This window comes from Paracoccus sp. J56, from assembly GCF_019633685.1.
Taxonomy (GTDB): domain Bacteria; phylum Pseudomonadota; class Alphaproteobacteria; order Rhodobacterales; family Rhodobacteraceae; genus Paracoccus; species Paracoccus kondratievae.
This window is the reverse complement of record NZ_JAFL01000019.1, coordinates 1-16578: the sequence shown is the minus strand read 5'-3', so window position 1 is coordinate 16578 and position 16578 is coordinate 1. Positions and strand designations below refer to the sequence as shown.

The following is a 16578-nucleotide window of genomic DNA, read 5'->3' as shown; positions in this document are numbered from 1 at the left end:
CGTTTCCCTGCGGCCGGTCAATACCCTCAGCTGGCAGGCAGGCCGACACCGCCGGCCGAGGCTGCGCTGAGAGCGACAAAGTTCAGCGCCTGCTGACGCACCGCTGCCGCCAGTTCCTGACGGGCTGAAAGCAGGCTGCGCTCGGCATCCAGGACCGGGAAGAAATCAGCCTCGCCCAGTTCATACGAACTGCGGGTCAGGCTGACCGTCTCGCGGGCGTTATCGACCAGACGCGATTGCGCGGAAACTGCGCGAGCGTCGCGGTTATAGCCGGCCAGCGCGTTCTCGACCTCTTCGACCGCTTTCAGGACCGATGCCTGCCACGCCAGCCGCGCCTGTTCGGCACGCGCCTGCGCAGCCGACAGCCGGGCCTCATTCGCACCCCCGGTAAAGAGGGGCAGCGTGATCTGGGGCCCAAAGCCCCAGGTCTTCATGCTGCCGCCACCGCGGATATTGGTCGGCGTGATCGTGCCCGACAGGGTCAGGCGCGGATAAAAGGCGGCCTGCGCCTCGCCCACATCGGCGACAGCTGCGGCAAGGTTGCGTTCGGCCATGCGCACATCGGGGCGCACCCGGATCACATCGGCAGGTACACCGACGCTGGCGCTGTAGCGCGCGCGCGGCTGGCCACCCGTCTTGCGCAACTGCGCCGCGATATCGGTGCTGCGCCCAGCGGTCAGGGTCGCAAGCCGGTTCACCGACTGGTCAAACCCGACCTCAAGCGCGGGCAAGGCCGCCTCGGCCTGGGCAACCAGCTGCTCAGCCTGCAGCACCTCAAGGCGCGAGGCGCTGCCAAAGGCATCCTGCGTCCGCGTCATCTCAAGCGTGCGCTTGCGGCTTTGAAGGCTCTGGCGGGTCAGAGCCATCGTCTCCTGATAGTAGCGCGCATCAACATAGGCCGAGGCGATTGCGCTGGCGACGGTCAGCCGCGCCACTTCTGCTGACAGATAGGCCGCATCCAGCCGGGCCGAGGCACCCTCGCGCGCGGCGCGGTTCTGCCCAAAAAGGTCAATCAGCCACGAAACGCCCAGCGTCGCAGAGGTGGTTTCGACCACGCCGGTTTCGTTGTGCGCGCGTCCGGCCGCACCTTCGGCCTGCGCCTGCGGCAGGTCGTTTGCACCGACCAGCCGGGCATTGGCCTGTGCCTCGCGGATCGTGGCAACAGCGGTCTGGACATCAAGGTTGCGCTTTAGCCCCGCTGCAATCAACGCATCCAGCCGCTTGTCGCGAAACGCTGCCCACCAGGCGTTCGAGCCGGCGCGCCGGGCCGGAGAGCTGGAGGCAAAGCTTGTAGCCACATCGGCCTTGGGCGCCGTGTAGGTGACCGGGTTACAGGCGGCAAGCGCCAGGGTCGAGACGAACCCGCCCAGGATGCCGCGACGGGAAAGAGACAAGGTATGAGTCATCCGAAACTCTCTGCTTGAAACGGCCCGGAACCGGGTCGCGGAAAAGAAGGGAAAGCACGGGCGGCCCCCGGGACCGCCCGTACCCTTGCGGCGAAGCCGGAGCCTAGCCCGCCGTATCGGCTTTTGCAGGCTTCTCAGCTTTTGCGCCGGTCAGGCGGCTGACAAGCCCAAGGACGAACACGAAGAACACCGGAACAAAAAACACAGCAAGGACGGTGGCCGCGACCATCCCACCGATCACGCCGGTACCGATCGCGTTCTGGCTGGCAGCCGAGGGTCCCGTTGCGATCGCAAGCGGCACCACGCCCAGCGTAAAAGCCAGCGAGGTCATCAGGATCGGCCGGAAGCGCAGTTTGGCCGCCTGTACCGCCGCCTCGATCAGGCTTTGACCCTGTTCGCGCAGCTCTTTGGCGAATTCGACGATCAGGATGGCGTTTTTGGCAGACAGGCCGATGATCGCGATCAGGCCGACCTTGAAGTAGATGTCGTTCGGCATGTCACGCAGCATCACCGCCCCGACACACCCCAGAACGCCCAAGGGCACCACCAGCATCACCGACAGCGGAATCGACCAGCTTTCGTAAAGGCCCGAAAGCAGCAGGAAGACAAAGAGAATACTCATCGCATAAAGCAGCGTCGCCTGCGAACCGGCCTGGATCTCTTCCAGAGACTGACCAGTCCATTCATAGCCAAAGCCCTGCGGCAGTTCGGTCGCCAGACGCTCCATCTCGGCCATGGCGGCACCAGAGCTGTAGCCCGGAGCAGCAGCACCCGCGATACGGATCGAGGGATAACCGTTATAACCCACGACCTGCGACGGCCCCTGCTCCCAGCTTACGCTTGCAAAGGACGAGAAAGGCACCATGCCACCATTGCTGTTGCGCACGGTGAGCTTCAGGATGTCCTCGGCCTGCATGCGCGAGTTTTCCTCGGCCTGCATGACCACGCGCTGCATCTTCCCGGCATTGGGGAAGTCGTTGATGTAGGCCGACCCCAGATATTGCGAGATCGTCGCCGAGATATCGGCAAAGGTCACGCCGAAGGCATTGGCCTTTTCACGGTCGATGGTGACATAGACCTGCGCGGCCGAGGGCAGACCCTCGATGCGCAGGCCGGTCGCGATGCCGTTTTCCTGCGCCTTGGCCATGATCTGCTGGGCGGCTGCAAGCAGCGCGTCCTGCCCCTGCCCACCACGGTCCTGCAGGCGGAAGCTGAAGCCGCCAGTGGAACCAAAGCCGGGAATCGGAGGCGGAGACAGCGCATAGGCCTGCGCGTCCTGATAGGTAAACATCTCCATATTCGCGGCATCAGCGATGGTCTGTGCCGACTGATCACGCTCGGCCCAGTCCTTGAAGGTGACGAACATCAGCCCGGCATTCGGCCCCTGCCCCGAAAAGCTGAAGCCCCGGATTGCCACGGTATTCTCGACCGCGTCGTTGCGCTGGAACATCTGTGCGGCCTGCGTCAGCACCTCATCGGTGCGGTTCGAACTGGCCGTCGGCGGGGTCTGGATATCGGTAATGATAAAGCCCTGATCCTCGTTCGGCAAAAAGCTGGTCGGCAGGCGCAGAAAGCCCATGGCCGTCGCTCCGACAAGCGCCAGATAAAAGACCATCATCACCAGCCGCCGCCTCGTGACAAAGCCGACCACGCGGGTATAGCGGTTGGTCAGCCGGTCGAAGTTGCGGTTAAACCAGCCAAAGAAACCTTTTTTCTCGTGATGGCCATTGATGGGCTTGAGGAAGGTCGCGCAAAGCGCCGGCGTCAGCGTCAGCGCGAGGAAGGCCGAGAACAGGATCGACACCACCATGGTCAGCGCGAACTGGCGATAAATGATACCCGACGAACCGGGGAAAAAGGCCATAGGCACAAAGACCGCCGCCAGGACCAGCGTGATGCCGACGATAGCGCCCGAGATCTGGTCCATGGCTTTTTCCGTCGCCTCACGTGGCGGCAAACCCTCGCTTGCCATGATGCGTTCGACGTTCTCGATCACCACGATCGCGTCATCGACAAGGATGCCGATGGCCAGCACCATGGCGAACATGGTCAGCACGTTGATCGAAAAGCCCGCCGCCAGCATGACGGCCACCGTTCCCATCAACGCGATGGGCACCACAACGGTCGGGATGATCGTATAGCGAAAGTTCTGCAAGAACAGGAACATCACCAGGAAAACCAGTCCCACCGCCTCTAGCAGCGTATGCAGAACCTTTTCGATCGAGGCCTCGACGAAAGGTGTGGTGTCATAGGGAATGGTGTAGGTGACCCCATCCGGAAAGAAGCGGGACAGTTCCTCCATCTTCTCATGCACCGCCTCCGAGGTGTTCAGCGCGTTACCGGTCGTCGAAAGCTGGATACCCAGCGCCGCCGCCGGCTTGCCGTTGATACGCGACGAGAAGCTGTAGCTCTCTGCCCCGATTTCAAGCCGCGCCACGTCGCGCAAAAGCACGGTCGAGCCGTCGGGATTGGCGCGCAGCACGATGTTACCGAATTCATCGACATCGTCGAGCTGACCCTTGATCAGCACGGTCGCGGTCAGCTGCTGGCCGATGGGGTTCGGGTCTGCGCCGACCTTGCCTGCCGCAACCTGCGCGTTCTGCGCCCGTACCGCTGCCACGATCTCGGCCGAGCTGAGGTTAAGCCCGGTCATCTTGGTCGGGTCGACCCAGATGCGCAGTGCACGTTCCGGCGCAAAGACCTGTGCGCGACCGACACCCTCAATGCGGCGTATCTCGCCCACCACGTTGCGGTTCAGGTAATCCCCAAGCGCGATGTCGTTCAGCGTGCCGTCATCAGAGGTCAGAGCAACCAACATCAAAAAGCCGGTGCCCGCCTCCTCGATCAGGATACCCTGATCGACCACACTTTGCGGCAACAGAGGTTCGACCCGGGCGACCGCGTTCTGCACATCGACCTGAGCGCGGGCAACGTCGGTTCCCGGTTCGAATGTCGCGGTGATCGACATGGCGCCCGAAGAATCCGAAACGGATTCGTAATAGGCCAGCCCTTCGACGCCGTTCAGCTCATCCTCGATGGGCTGGGCGACGGCGCGGTTGATCTCGCCCGGCGCGGCACCGGTGTAGGCGGTCGAAATGGTGATCTGTGGCCATGCCACCTGCGGGTATTGCGCGACCGGGATCAGCGGCAGGGACAAAATCCCCGCGATGACGAAAAAGATCGCGATTACCCAGGCGAGCACTGGCCGGTGAATGAAGAACCGTGCCATCCGCTTACTCCTGCGCTGCGGGCTGAGCGGATTCTTCCGCAGCGGCCGGGGCTTCGGTTGCAGCCGGCGCATTTGCCGGGAGCGCAACCACCTTGGCGTCGGGATACAGCTTTTGTGCACCCGCAACCACAACCCGATCGCCCGGCTTCAGCCCCGCTTCGACCAGCCAGCGGTTATCGGTGGTCTGGCCAAGGGTCACATTGCGGCGCTCGACAGTTTCGTCATCCTTCATCGCATAGACATAGGCCTGACCCGACTGGTCGCGCTGCACCGCCATTTGCGGCACGATCAGGGCGTTGTCGCGTACCGCCTGTTCAATCCGCACGCGGACGTAAAGACCCGGCAGCAGATCGCCCTCGGGGTTCGGGAACTCGGCCCGCAGCGTGATCTGCCCGGTCGAGCTGTCCACGCTTGCTTCCGAGAACAGCAGTTTGCCCGAATGGGTATATTCCGTGCCGTCATCAAAGATCAGCCGTACCTCGGCTTCATCAGACGAAAGCATCGCAAGCTGCCCCGCAGCCAAAGCGCGGCGCAAGGCAAAAAGCTCGGACGAGGATTGGGTAAAGTCCACATAGACCGGGTCAAGCTGCTGGATCGTCGCCATGATGTCGGTCTGGGCGTTGACCAGCGCGCCCTCGGTCACCAGCGCGCGGCCGACGACGCCCGAAATCGGAGCCGTAACATCTGTGTAGCTGCGATTCAGTTCGGCCTCTTGCAGCGAGGCACGCGCAATGGCGACATCGGCCTCTGCCTGCGCAAGGGCGGTCGTCGCGTTGTCCAGATCGACGCCCGCCGTCACCTTGCGTTCGCGCAGGGCACGAGCCCGCTTTTCCTGATCGGCAGCGTTCAGCGCCGTTGCCTGGGCCCGCGCAAGCGTCCCCTTGGCACTGGCCACACGTACGTCATAGGGCGCGGGGTCGATGCGATAAAGAACGTCGCCCGCCTCGACCTTGCCGCCCTGTTCAAAGACGCGCTCAATGACGATACCGCCGACCCGCGGCCGCACTTCGGCGATGCGGGTGGCGGCAACACGGCCCGGCAGCTCATTGATTACCGGCAATGCTTCGGGCTGGATTTCCAGTACGCTGACCTGCGGCGGCGGCAGCTGCTGGGCCAGAGCAGGCCCCATCAGCAGACAGCAAAGCACGAACCCGGCGCCCAGGCCGGGGAAAATTGGTTTTTTCATAGGGTCTTTCCTGTGAACCTCAGTGTGGGAGGTCAGTCTCCGTTTGCGCCAGGATCGCTTTCCGCGATCGCCATCAATTCATCGAGAATGTCATCACGGGTTTCCTGATCGAACCGGCTGAAACCGAAAAATTCGAGAAACGCCATGCCATGCAGGGCCAGAAGCGTCATGAGCATCCGTTTGCGGTCTCCGGCCTGTTCGGCAACGGCCTGGATGTCGCCAGAGATCACCTCACGCATGATCTCACGGCATTCGGCATGTTCGCCCATGCTCGCACTGATCAGCAATGCGATTTCAAGCTCTTCCTCGGTCGGAACCCGGCGGCATTTGTCGATCAGCGTCAGCAGCATGGTATTTGGCTTGCCTTCATGTCGCGCCTGAATTTCAGCGAAAACCTCACGGTGCTGGGCCATCTTGTGACGTATGAAAGCGGCAAGCAGCCCGGCCTTGCTTTCGCAATCATAAACCACGCTGGATTTACTGATTCCGGCCTCCTTGGCGACTGCATCTATGCTGAGACCGGCCGCACCGACACGTCGGGCCACCCTTTCGATGGCGGACATCAGTTCATCGCGGCTGATGGTTCGTTTGCGGCCCAAAATCGCCTCCACCATTTCCGTATGACCGTTCGTTTATTGACAGGATGGCCCCGAGTCAACCGCCAGAACTTCCCACACGGAAAGGTGAACGGCGTGTGGGTGTGTCCATGAATCCACAGATGTCCACACTATCCAAAGGTCGTACTTCCTTACCGCCACTGACGCCGTCCACAGTGCACATATGGAACAAGAACGAGGGATGAGATCATGAAAGGCACAGTCATTCTGACAGGCCGCAATGGTGCGCTGGTCTCGGGCGAATATGAGGTCAGCGGCGACACACTTCGCGTTTCCTATGGCGGAAATGAACGCGAGGTCCGTATCGACGGCGGGTCGGTCGACCATCTGGCGCAGGCGCTTTTGCGCGATCTGTGGCTGGGGTAAGCAGACCCTGACGCCGTAGCATGCGTCACCCCCTTCCGTCTTGACCGGGTTTCATGCAAGAACCTGACTAAACGGACTGACCTGGGGGTTAGATGACGGCGACAATCGCAGCCAGAATGACCCGCGCCGGACTGGTTGCTGCGGCGCGAGTGCTGCTAAGCCTGCGGGCCATCGACCTGCCCCCTAAAGGCAGCGGGCCGCGCGTTCTTGTTGCCAACCACGTCAGCCATGCAGATTTCGTGGCGCTTTGGTCGGTTCTGCCGAAACAGTTGCGATTGCAAACCCGGCCAGTCGCGGGCGCGGATTATTGGGAACGTTCGGACCTGCGGCGCTGGACCGCCAATCATGTATTCCGCGCCGTGCTTATCGATCGTGACCCGGCCAGCCGGCGCTCGGACCCGGTCGAAGCGGTGGCCGAGGTGCTGCGCAGCGGCGAGGACGTGATCTTTTTCCCCGAAGGTACGCGCAATCTGACCGACGCGCGGCTATTGCCGCTGAAATCGGGCATCTACCACCTTGCCCGCACTGTCCCCGAGGTAGAAATCGTGCCGGCCTGGATCCTGAACCTTGACCGCATTCTGCCCAAAGGGGCCTTTCTGCCGGTGCCTCTGAATTGCGCTGTGCGTTTTGGCACCCCGATGCAGGTCGGGCCGGGCGAAAGCCGCGAAGATTTCCTGAACCGCCTCTCATCCGCCATGCTGGCGCTGGCCGAGGCAAAGGGCTGATCCATGGACCGTTTCCACTCGCCTTCTGCCTATGTGTTCTACGGGCTTTTCGCCTTTCTGATCCTTGCCACACTGGTCGCGCAATTCCTGATCCGTTCGGGCAGGGTCACCGAACCAACGGCGGGGAACCTGACCCAGCGCATTCGCGCCTGGTGGGTGATGATCGGCATGCTTGCCCTGATCTTTACCCTTGGCGCGGGGGCAATCACGCTGTTCTTTGCACTGTGTTCGATGGCGGCACTGCGTGAATTTGCCACCATCACCCATACCCGGCGCGACGATCATGACGGGCTGGCCATCGCCTTTTACCTGATCCTGCCTTTGCAATATCTGCTGGTCTATTTCGAAGTCCCGGTCTTTGCCGCGCTGCTGATCCCGGTTTACAGCTTTCTGCTGCTGCCGGTCATCACCGTGTTTAAAGGCGAGGTGCAGGGCTTTCTGACCCGCGTGTCAGAAACACAATGGGGGCTTATGGTCTGCGTCTATTGCGTGTCGCATATCCCGGCGATTCTGACTCTGGACATCCCGTTGTACCGCTACAGCGCCTTTACGCTGGTCGCATGGCTGATCCTGGTCGTGCAGGCCTCGGATGTGCTGCAATATATCTGGGGCAAGAGCATCGGCCGCCACCTGCTGGCCCCGCGCGTCTCACCCTCGAAAACGGTTGAGGGGCTGGTCGGAGGCATGCTGAGCGCCACGGTTCTGGGGATGGCGCTGACGCCGATCACCCCTTTCCGCTGGTGGGAGGCAGGGCTGATCGCCCTGACCGTTACCGGCTTTGGCACTTTGGGCGGGCTGATCATGTCAGCGATCAAACGCGACCGCGGGGTCAAGGACTGGGGTACACTGGTCCAGGGGCATGGAGGCATTCTTGACCGGCTGGACAGTCTGGTCTTTTCGGCTCCGGTATTTTTGCACATTCTTGCTTGGGGGTGGATGTGACCGAGGATTTCAGCCGGCGCCCGATCGCCAGCCGCAATACGAAATGGGCAGCGCGGGTCACCCGATGGCTGGTCGCGCGCCAGATCGAGCCGAACCGCATCTCCATGGGTTCGGTCGTGGCGGCAGTGCTTGCGGGTGCGGCCTTTGCCCTGTCCGCACTTGTCGGCTCGCAATGGGCAGCGGGGCTGCTGTTGCTTCTGGGGGCGCTCTTTTGTCAGCTGCGCCTGCTTTGCAATCTATTTGACGGGCTGGTCGCGGTCGAAGGCGGCATGGGGTCACCCGATGGCGCTTTCTGGAACGAAGTACCGGACCGGCTGTCGGATGTGCTGATCCTGACCGGCTTTGGCATGGCGGCAGGCTATTGGGGTGTTGGCCTGCTTGCCGGGGCGCTGGCGATCACTACCGCCTACCTGCGGGAGTTTGGCCGGGCGGCGGGGCTGGGGTCGGATTTCCGCGGGCCGGGTTCAAAATCGCATCGCATGGCGGCGGTAACGATTGGCGCGCTGGCTCAGATCCTGGCTTGGGTTGCCGGGCTTGGCTGGCCGGTGCTGAGCTGGACGCTGTGGCTTGTGGTGGCTCTGGTCGCGGTAACTATCCTGCGACGCAGCCAGCGCATACTTGACGGGTTGACGGGCCAGGCGTGAATTCGGGGCTGTCCCTGCCCGCTTGGCGTGATAAGGGATAACTTCGCCAATTCCTTCGTGATACTGGCCGCTCAGCACGGACAATCAGACGACAGAGAACCCAGCCATGCCCGCATATCGTTCCCGCACCACCACCCATGGCCGCAATATGGCAGGGGCCCGCGGCCTCTGGCGTGCGACCGGGGTGAAAAACAGCGATTTCGGCAAACCGATCATCGCGATTGTAAACAGTTTTACCCAGTTCGTGCCGGGACATGTGCACCTGAAGGACCTGGGCCAGATGGTTGCGCGCGAGGTCGAAGCGGCTGGCGGTATCGCCAAAGAGTTCAACACCATCGCGGTCGATGACGGTATCGCCATGGGCCATGACGGCATGCTTTATTCGCTGCCTTCGCGCGAACTGATCGCCGACTCGGTCGAATATATGGTCAACGCGCATTGCGCCGATGCCATGGTCTGTATTTCGAACTGCGACAAGATCACCCCCGGCATGCTGATGGCAGCAATGCGGGTGAACATCCCGACGATCTTTGTCTCGGGCGGACCGATGGAGGCGGGCAAGGTCACGCTGGGCGATGGCCGCAAGGTCGCGCTGGATCTGGTCGATGCCATGGTCGCTGCGGCTGATGACAAAGTGTCGGACGCAGATCTGACCGCTATCGAAGAGGCCGCCTGCCCGACCTGCGGCTCGTGCTCGGGGATGTTCACCGCCAACTCAATGAACTGCCTGACCGAGGCGCTGGGGCTGTCGCTGCCCGGCAACGGCTCGACCCTGGCAACTCATGCCTATCGCAAGAACCTGTTCCTTGAGGCTGGCCGGCGTATCGTCGACATCACCCGCCGCTATTATGAACAGGATGATGCCTCGGTCCTGCCACGCTCGGTCGCCAGCAAGGCCGCATTCTATAACGCCATGTCGCTGGATATCGCCATGGGCGGTTCGACGAACACCGTGTTGCACCTGCTTGCGGTCGCGCAGGAAGGCGGGGTCGATTTCACCATGGACGACATCGACGCCCTGTCGCGCAAGGTGCCCTGCCTGTGCAAGGTCGCGCCGAACAAGGCCGATGTGCATATGGAGGACGTCCATCGCGCCGGCGGCATCATGGCGATCATGGGCGAGCTTGACCGCGCCGGACTTGTCGATCGTAATTGCACCACGGTCCATGCCCCGACCATCGGCGCGGCTATCGACCAATGGGATATCGTGCGCAGCAACGATCCGCAGACGCGCCAGCTGTTCATGGCCGCGCCGGGCGGCGTACCGACACAGGTGGCGTTCAGCCAATCCTCACTCTGGCCCGATCTGGATCTGGACCGCGAAAAGGGCGTTATCCGTTCAGCCAAAACCCCGTTCTCAAAGGACGGCGGTCTGGCAGTGCTCAAAGGCAATCTGGCCGTCGATGGCTGCATCGTAAAGACCGCAGGCGTGGACGAATCCATCCTGGTCTTTTCGGGCAGGGCCAAGGTCTATGAAAGCCAGGACGCGGCTGTCTCGGGCATCCTGACCGGCAAAGTCGAGGCCGGGGATGTGGTCGTCATCCGTTACGAAGGACCCAAAGGTGGGCCGGGCATGCAGGAAATGCTCTATCCGACCAGCTACCTGAAATCCAAGGGGCTTGGAAAAGCCTGCGCGCTGATCACCGACGGCCGTTTTTCGGGCGGGACCTCCGGCCTGTCCATCGGCCATGTCAGCCCCGAAGCCGCTGCCGGCGGCATCATCGGTCTGGTGCATGACGGTGACCTGATCGAGATCGACATTCCCAACCGCTCGATCCGTCTGGCGGTCCCGGATGACGAGCTGGCCGCCCGTCGCGCCGAACAAGAGGCCCGGGGCTGGAAACCCGCGCAGCCGCGCCAGCGTCAGGTTTCGGGCGCGCTTAAGGTCTATGCACAATTCGCTGCCTCGGCCGACAAGGGTGCGGTGCGTATCCTGCCCGAGTAAGCCCATAGGGCGCGGCCGCTTTGACGACGGTTGCGCCCGATCTATCACTGGCCCAGCCGCTCAAGCACAACCGCCGTGCCAATCCCGCCCGCAGCAGCGATGGCGGCCAGGCCTCGCTGACCGGGCAAGCCCAGCTCATGGCACAGACGCACGAGGTTGATTGCCCCCGATGCGCCAATCGGGTGACCCCGCGCAAGCGCCCCGCCGCCGCGATTGATCAGCGTCTGCGGCAGATCAGTCAGCTGGGCGCAGGCGATTGCCTGAACGGCAAAGGCTTCCATCATCTCGACAGCTTCAAAAGAGGTGGGGCAAAGGTCGGTCGCCGCCATGACGGCGCGGATCGCGCCGACCGGGGCAAGACCCGGCAATTCAGGATCAGCCCCGCACGTCGCCCCGGCAAGCATACGCCAGCCGCTGTGCGCAAGCTTTTGCGCCAGCCGCGCTGAAACCATCAGGCAGAACCCTGCCCCATCGGCCGCAACCGCAGCATTTGCGGTGGTGATACTGCCCCGTAACACCGGCGCGCGGCTACAAAGCCGCTCTGTCATTGAGCGTGCGAACGGATCACTATCGATCCCCGCAATCGCTGTAATCTCAGACCGCATATGTATCCTGGCGGCAAGCGCCCGCGCGTGGCTTGCGATGGACCACTGGTCCTGAACCTCGCGCGTGATCCCGAGCCGCAGCGATATGGCCTCGGCCGCCGCGACCATATCAGGATCGCGTTCGGGCCATGGCGTAAAGGACGGCTGGTCATAGGCCTCGGGCGCGCCGCCCTCTGGATCGGTGCGCAGCCGAAGCGGGCGTCGGGAATAGCTTTCAACCCCGCCCGCAATGACAACCTCGCATTGACCCGAGCGGATCAGGGCATCGGCCAGCATGACCGCATCCATGCCCCCGCAGCATTGCCGGTCGATCGACAGGCCGGCCACCCGCTCGGCCAGCCCCGCCGCCAGCGCCACCACCCGGGCAGGATTGCCCCCGCCGCCAAGCGCGTTCGACAAAATCAGCTCATCGACATTATCTGCTGCCAGCCCAGCATCGCGCAGCAGATCCGCGATGACCGGAGCAGCGATCTGGTGCAGCTCAAGCGCGCGGAAAGCGCCGTTACGCGGCACGACAGCACTGCGACGGGCGGCAAGGATGACAGGATCGCTCATGCTTTTGCCCCAAAGCAGCGTGCCAGCGACGCCAGATCCGGCTTGCCCGAGGCAAGCACCGGCAGACGCGACAGAAAAATGATGCGACGCGGGGCAGCGTGATCCCCCAGCGCCTCGCGGCAGGCCCGGCGCAGTCGCGCGGCCAGCGTATCATCGCCCTGCCCCTCAACCACCGCAAGGACGGAATGGCCGCGCCGTGGGTCCGGGACCGCAAGGGCCGCGCAAAGCCCCGCCCCGGCTGTAGCCAGCGCCGCCTCGACATCCTCAAGGAAAAGGTTCCGATCCGCGACCAGAACCATGCGGCTTTCTCTGCCCCGCAGGAAAAGATGGCCTGCCCCGTCCAGCCAACCGATATCACCGGTGACAAGGTGGCCTTCCTCCTGGGGAGGCAGTGGCAGGTCTGGCTCGGCATAGCCGTCAAAAAGATACGGACTCGCGACCGCGATCCGCCCTGCGGGGCCCAGGTGCAGGCTCACCCCCGGATAGGCACGACCCACCGAGTCTTCGGGCGTTGCACCGTCAGCCATGGTGATGAAACTGGTCTCCGAGGTGCCGTAAAACTCACGGATCACGGCATTCGGGCACAGCGCCGCCATCGCCGCGCGGCAATCGGGGTCCAGCTTGCCACCGCCGCAAAACACATGGGTCAAACTGTGCAACGGACCCGCATCCGCCATCAGCAAGCGTCGCAATTGCGCGGGCGTCGCATAAAGCACCGTCGCCGCACTATCCGTTAGTTGCCGCATTTGGCTGCGTGGACTGTCTCCGGCAAGCAGCAACAGCCCCGCGCCAAGATGCAGCGCCTCTAACGTCGCATAAAGCGCCAGTGAGTGGCCAAGCTGGCCCAGCACTGCATAGCGGTCGCGCGGTGAAAGGCCAAAGGCGGCGCGGCTGATCTCAAAGCTTGCGATCCATGAGCCATGACTGCGCCGGATTGTCTTGACGCGCCCGCCCGAGCCCGAGCTTTGACAGAAAAGCCAAGGCGCAGGCTGGGTCCCGGCCGGGCGGATGCCCTGATGGCTGGCATGGACCGGCAACCCTTGCGCCAGACAGTCAAGAAGCGCCGTCGCAACCGGCGCATTCTGTCCGCGCAGCCCGTAACTGAGAACGGCTTCGCGCCGGGCCGGGACAAAGCGGGCCGTCGCCGGATTCACAGGCGGAAATCGCGCGGACCTGCCGGGACACGATGCCAGGCAAGCATCTGCGGCCTTACCCTTGCCAAAGCCTGTACAAGCATACCGGTGATCGCCGCCTTTAACAGATCACCCGGAATAAAGACCGCAACGAGGCGGAATGCTTCTATCAGGCTTTTGCCGCTGACAAGGGCTAGCCCGCTGGCCCCAAGCAGATAAAGGACTAGGATCCCACCAAAGACCGCGCCCAGCCCAGCCGCCAGCCCAGCCGAACGCAGCCGCACATGTTCGACGAACAGCCCGGTTGCAAAGGCCGCGACCGGAAACCCAAGTGCAAATCCTGCTGTCGGCGAGACAAAAACGCCAAGCCCCCCGCGCCCACCAGCAAGAAGCGGCAGGCCAAGCGCAACCAGCAGCAAAAACAGCCCGGCCGCCGCAGCGCCACGCCGCGCCCCAAGGACCGCACCAGCCAGCATGACGCCCAACGTCTGGGCAGTGATCGGCACGCCAAAGCCAAGCGTGATCTGCGGCACCAGCCCCAGCGCCGCAATCATGGCCGCGAACAGGGCGATCTGGGCGATATTCCGTTCCATTCGGTTTCTCCGGTCTCAGGGTTCCTGTTGGGGAGAGCCAAGCGGCCCGCCGCGTGCCCGCAAAGCTTCTCCGACATGATCGGCGTCGTCCAGAGCTTGCAGCGTCAAGGGCAGGATCAGCCTCCAGCCCGGACGGCGGCAAGATCGGGCGCGCCAGGCCTCGGCCAGCGTTCCGGCCCGCTCGACAATGACTGGCGTAAAGCGGATGACAAGCGGGATGGCCGTATCAAGCAGATGCACGGGTAGGCCCAACCGGCCAAGGGGCGCTGTCAGGTGTTGCAGCACCTCGACCAGATCCTCAAGCCCTGTGGTCATGGTAACAAGATTGGCGAGCCCGATCAGCGTCACCATACGCAACGTGATCAACACCCCGCTTTGCCAGTCCCCCGTTACCCCATGCCAGACAAGCAGGATAAGGACAAAGGGCACAACCACCCGCATCCCGCACATGCCCGCGCGGAAAAAGGCTGTGCCCGGTGCGGCGTAAAGCGCCAGAACCAACAGCAGCGCCGTCACATGAACGACCATACTGCCAGTCAGGAACAGCCCGGTCGAAGCAAGGCACAGCCCCGCAAGCTTGAGCCCCGCCGGCCAGTGATGGGCGCGTGTCTTAACCGGCGAGGTCAGCGATATCATCCAGATCCCCCAGACGGATCATCTCGGCCGTAAAGCGCGGCAGGACCTCAGCCGGCGTACCTTGGGCAACGATGCGACCACGGTCCAACCAGAACAATTCCTTACAATCTTCAAGATCCGATGGCTCGTGCGAAATATGCAGCGACCGCGTATTGACCCGCCGCAGGTAGCGCGCAAGTTGGCGGCGGGTCGGGATGTCAAGCCCGGCATAAGGTTCATCAAGGATCAGAAGCCGTGGGCGCATCGCCAACACCGCCATCATGCAGACGAGATGCTTCTGTCCCTGTGACAGCGCCGAGATCGGGGCATCCTTCCAGTGCAGCTTGTCAAAACTGTGCAGCACGGCCTCGGCCCTCGCGGCGGCTGCATGTTTGTCCAGGCCTTGTTGCCGCAAGCCAAAAGCGATTTCTTCGCTAACGCGCGGAAAGATGATCTGATGCTCAGGGTTCTGAAAGAGGATACCTACAGTCGCAAGCGCTTCACGGCGATCCCTGAAAATATCATGTCCTCCGATGCGAATGGTCCCCGAACTCGGGGCTATCAGTCCGGCAAGCAGCCGCGCCAACGTACTTTTCCCCGAGCCATTGCGGCCGACCACACCGATACGCCGCGCAGTCGAGTATAATGTCAGCCCTGAGAGCACAGGACGGCCTGCAACTTCATGGCCCACCTCGTCGAGATGGATGGCCAGGTCTGCGCTATCGTCCTCGGGTCGTTTCTGCATCGTCCGGATCTCATGCTTTCTCGGCACCGCCGAATATCCCGGCCCTTTAATCGCAGATGTGCGTCCAGAGAAAGGCAGGATTACGATCACTGTCTTGCAGAGCGTCGTCAGGGAGAGCGCGGTAGTCACACTCGCGTCACACGAACACTTTGGCGTGTGATGGCCGTTGTTTGAGAAGTCGCGCCCGATCAGGCTTCACAGGAGCAATCCACGGGTTAACGGTTTGAGATGACGAGACCTGCCCCTGCCTGCTCTTATATTAAAAATTACCTGGTTCATGTTGCCAACTGGCGGATCCATAGCCTGATGGAGGCTATGTCGACGCCGCCGGGGAATCTGGCTGCGGTTTTGTCATAGCGTGTTGCCAGCCGAGGGCTGTTCTTGAGTTTGTTGAAGCACCGCCCGGCCATGTTGCGCAGCGTATAGATGGTCATGTTGACAACCGTTCGAACCTTGCGGTTCCTGCGCATCGGGATCATCGGCAGGGCGTTGCGGCTTTCGATCTCTGCCCGAATTTATCAGAGTCATTTCCCCTGTCCGCCACCAGAACCACAGGCTGCGGCAGGTTATCAGTCATCACCAGATCACAGCCGGTATGGTCGGAGTTCTGGCCCGGCCTGATCCCGGTCCTCATCGGGGGCCCGCGCCGTCGACGCGGAGATGGATCCTGGTCGGGAACCCACCTCTCGAATGGCCAGGAGCCTCTTTCGGAGTCCCCCTTTTGCGCCCGCCGCATGATGACGGACGCGGATCACGGTGCTGTCGACCATCTGGAGCTTGTCGGGTGCAATTCCCGCGTGGTTCGAGCCGCGTCCAGAATGTCCTCCCACAGCCCCGCCAGGGTCCAGCGGCGGAACTGACGGCAGACCGAGGACCATTTGCCGAACTCTTCGGGCAGGTCGCGCCAGGGCGCACCGCTTCTTGCAGTCCGGAAAATACAGAGGTGGACCCGCCTGGTGAGACAGTTTGGCGGCTTGGCTAAGGTGGATCGGGTTGGTTTCTATGCCGCCAGTCGCTCCGTCATTTCCGCCGTAGCATAGACCTCGTCGGGTGTCCTGCCGCCGAAGGTCGAGTGCGGGCGTCTCTCATTGTAGTAGGCTATCCATGAACCGATCCCGTTGCGGGCTTCGCTTCCGGTCTCGAAGGCGTTGAGGAAGACGCACTCGTATTTGAGGCTGCGCCACAGCCGCTCGATGAAGACGTTGTCCATCCAACGGCCGCGCCCGTCCATCGAGATGCGGATGCCGGCGTCCTTCAGCGTGGTGGTGAAGG

15 protein-coding genes and 1 pseudogene are annotated in these 16578 nt (G+C 62.6%); 5 read left to right on the top strand and 11 right to left on the bottom strand.

Going from position 1 to position 16578, the window contains the following annotated elements; genetic code table 11:
* Window positions 1-26: 26 nt before the first annotated feature.
* The 4 genes from M511_RS13865 to M511_RS13850 all read right to left on the bottom strand — a co-directional run bounded on the left by M511_RS13865 (window position 27) and on the right by M511_RS13850 (window position 6384).
* Window positions 27-1406, bottom strand: a complete 1380-nt coding sequence (locus tag M511_RS13865; RefSeq protein ID WP_010396487.1) for an efflux transporter outer membrane subunit — start codon at window positions 1404-1406, stop codon at window positions 27-29.
* 103 nt (window positions 1407-1509) lie between these two features.
* A complete protein-coding gene (locus M511_RS13860) occupies window positions 1510-4635 on the bottom strand; it encodes an efflux RND transporter permease subunit (RefSeq protein WP_085502499.1) in 3126 nt (1041 codons plus the stop codon).
* 4 nt (window positions 4636-4639) lie between these two features.
* Window positions 4640-5821: an efflux RND transporter periplasmic adaptor subunit gene (locus tag M511_RS13855; RefSeq protein WP_010396493.1), complete on the bottom strand. Its 1182-nt coding sequence runs from the start codon at window positions 5819-5821 to the stop codon at window positions 4640-4642.
* A 32-nt stretch (window positions 5822-5853) separates the two neighbouring features.
* Window positions 5854-6384: a TetR/AcrR family transcriptional regulator gene (locus tag M511_RS13850; protein ID WP_227493342.1), complete on the bottom strand. Its 531-nt coding sequence runs from the start codon at window positions 6382-6384 to the stop codon at window positions 5854-5856.
* Window positions 6385-6627: 243 nt separating this feature from the next.
* On the opposite strand from M511_RS13850, the gene M511_RS13845 reads away from it, so the two are divergent.
* The 5 genes from M511_RS13845 to ilvD all read left to right on the top strand — a co-directional run bounded on the left by M511_RS13845 (window position 6628) and on the right by ilvD (window position 11060).
* Window positions 6628-6804 (top strand): hypothetical protein, encoded by a 177-nt coding sequence (locus M511_RS13845; RefSeq protein WP_010396497.1) that lies wholly within the window; start codon window positions 6628-6630, stop codon window positions 6802-6804.
* A gap of 92 nt (window positions 6805-6896) precedes the next feature.
* Window positions 6897-7529, top strand: a complete 633-nt coding sequence (locus M511_RS13840) for a lysophospholipid acyltransferase family protein (protein ID WP_029372091.1) — start codon at window positions 6897-6899, stop codon at window positions 7527-7529.
* 3 nt (window positions 7530-7532) lie between these two features.
* Window positions 7533-8471 carry a phosphatidate cytidylyltransferase gene (locus M511_RS13835; RefSeq protein ID WP_085502497.1) on the top strand — a complete coding sequence of 313 codons (939 nt, stop codon included), beginning with the start codon at window positions 7533-7535 and terminating at the stop codon, window positions 8469-8471.
* On the top strand, window positions 8468-9115 hold the full coding sequence (locus M511_RS13830) for a CDP-alcohol phosphatidyltransferase family protein (protein ID WP_010396503.1): 648 nt from the start codon (window positions 8468-8470) through the stop codon (window positions 9113-9115). The genes M511_RS13835 and M511_RS13830 overlap by 4 nt, the downstream gene beginning before the upstream one ends.
* A gap of 106 nt (window positions 9116-9221) precedes the next feature.
* Window positions 9222-11060 (top strand): dihydroxy-acid dehydratase, encoded by a 1839-nt coding sequence (ilvD, locus tag M511_RS13825; RefSeq protein WP_085502496.1) that lies wholly within the window; start codon window positions 9222-9224, stop codon window positions 11058-11060.
* A 44-nt stretch (window positions 11061-11104) separates the two neighbouring features.
* Here ilvD and M511_RS13820 read toward each other — a convergent pair whose 3' ends face one another.
* The 7 genes and pseudogenes from M511_RS13820 to M511_RS13790 form a co-directional block, all read right to left on the bottom strand.
* Window positions 11105-12220 carry a thiolase family protein gene (locus tag M511_RS13820; RefSeq protein WP_085502495.1) on the bottom strand — a complete coding sequence of 372 codons (1116 nt, stop codon included), beginning with the start codon at window positions 12218-12220 and terminating at the stop codon, window positions 11105-11107.
* Complete coding sequence (locus M511_RS13815; RefSeq protein WP_085502494.1) at window positions 12217-13374, bottom strand: AMP-binding protein; 1158 nt, start codon at window positions 13372-13374, stop codon at window positions 12217-12219. Before M511_RS13815 ends, M511_RS13820 begins: the two co-directional genes overlap by 4 nt.
* On the bottom strand, window positions 13371-13946 hold the full coding sequence (locus M511_RS13810; protein ID WP_085502493.1) for a biotin transporter BioY: 576 nt from the start codon (window positions 13944-13946) through the stop codon (window positions 13371-13373). Before M511_RS13810 ends, M511_RS13815 begins: the two co-directional genes overlap by 4 nt.
* A gap of 15 nt (window positions 13947-13961) precedes the next feature.
* Complete coding sequence (locus M511_RS13805; RefSeq protein ID WP_010396514.1) at window positions 13962-14582, bottom strand: energy-coupling factor transporter transmembrane component T family protein; 621 nt, start codon at window positions 14580-14582, stop codon at window positions 13962-13964.
* Complete coding sequence (locus M511_RS13800; protein ID WP_010396516.1) at window positions 14557-15306, bottom strand: energy-coupling factor ABC transporter ATP-binding protein; 750 nt, start codon at window positions 15304-15306, stop codon at window positions 14557-14559. Before M511_RS13800 ends, M511_RS13805 begins: the two co-directional genes overlap by 26 nt.
* A 275-nt stretch (window positions 15307-15581) precedes the next feature.
* Window positions 15582-16243 (bottom strand): annotated as a pseudogene (locus M511_RS13795) (IS5 family transposase); the annotation flags it as partial.
* Between the two features lie 63 nt (window positions 16244-16306).
* The coding region (locus M511_RS13790) for an integrase core domain-containing protein (RefSeq protein ID WP_139824593.1) at window positions 16307-16578 on the bottom strand (272 nt) is incomplete at its 5' end.

What these genes read in the sequence shown, in the direction of transcription:
- M511_RS13865 (WP_010396487.1), bottom strand. Translation starts at nt 1,406, where the DNA reads ATGACTCATACCTTGTCTCTTTCCCGTCGCGGCATCCTGGGCGGGTTC.
- M511_RS13860 (WP_085502499.1), bottom strand. Translation starts at nt 4,635, where the DNA reads ATGGCACGGTTCTTCATTCACCGGCCAGTGCTCGCCTGGGTAATCGCG.
- M511_RS13855 (WP_010396493.1), bottom strand. Translation starts at nt 5,821, where the DNA reads ATGAAAAAACCAATTTTCCCCGGCCTGGGCGCCGGGTTCGTGCTTTGC.
- M511_RS13850 (WP_227493342.1), bottom strand. Translation starts at nt 6,384, where the DNA reads ATGTCCGCCATCGAAAGGGTGGCCCGACGTGTCGGTGCGGCCGGTCTC.
- M511_RS13845 (WP_010396497.1), top strand. Translation starts at nt 6,628, where the DNA reads ATGAAAGGCACAGTCATTCTGACAGGCCGCAATGGTGCGCTGGTCTCG.
- M511_RS13840 (WP_029372091.1), top strand. Translation starts at nt 6,897, where the DNA reads ATGACGGCGACAATCGCAGCCAGAATGACCCGCGCCGGACTGGTTGCT.
- M511_RS13835 (WP_085502497.1), top strand. Translation starts at nt 7,533, where the DNA reads ATGGACCGTTTCCACTCGCCTTCTGCCTATGTGTTCTACGGGCTTTTC.
- ilvD (WP_085502496.1), top strand. Translation starts at nt 9,222, where the DNA reads ATGCCCGCATATCGTTCCCGCACCACCACCCATGGCCGCAATATGGCA.
- M511_RS13820 (WP_085502495.1), bottom strand. Translation starts at nt 12,220, where the DNA reads ATGAGCGATCCTGTCATCCTTGCCGCCCGTCGCAGTGCTGTCGTGCCG.
- M511_RS13810 (WP_085502493.1), bottom strand. Translation starts at nt 13,946, where the DNA reads ATGGAACGGAATATCGCCCAGATCGCCCTGTTCGCGGCCATGATTGCG.
- M511_RS13805 (WP_010396514.1), bottom strand. Translation starts at nt 14,582, where the DNA reads ATGATATCGCTGACCTCGCCGGTTAAGACACGCGCCCATCACTGGCCG.
- M511_RS13800 (WP_010396516.1), bottom strand. Translation starts at nt 15,306, where the DNA reads ATGCAGAAACGACCCGAGGACGATAGCGCAGACCTGGCCATCCATCTC.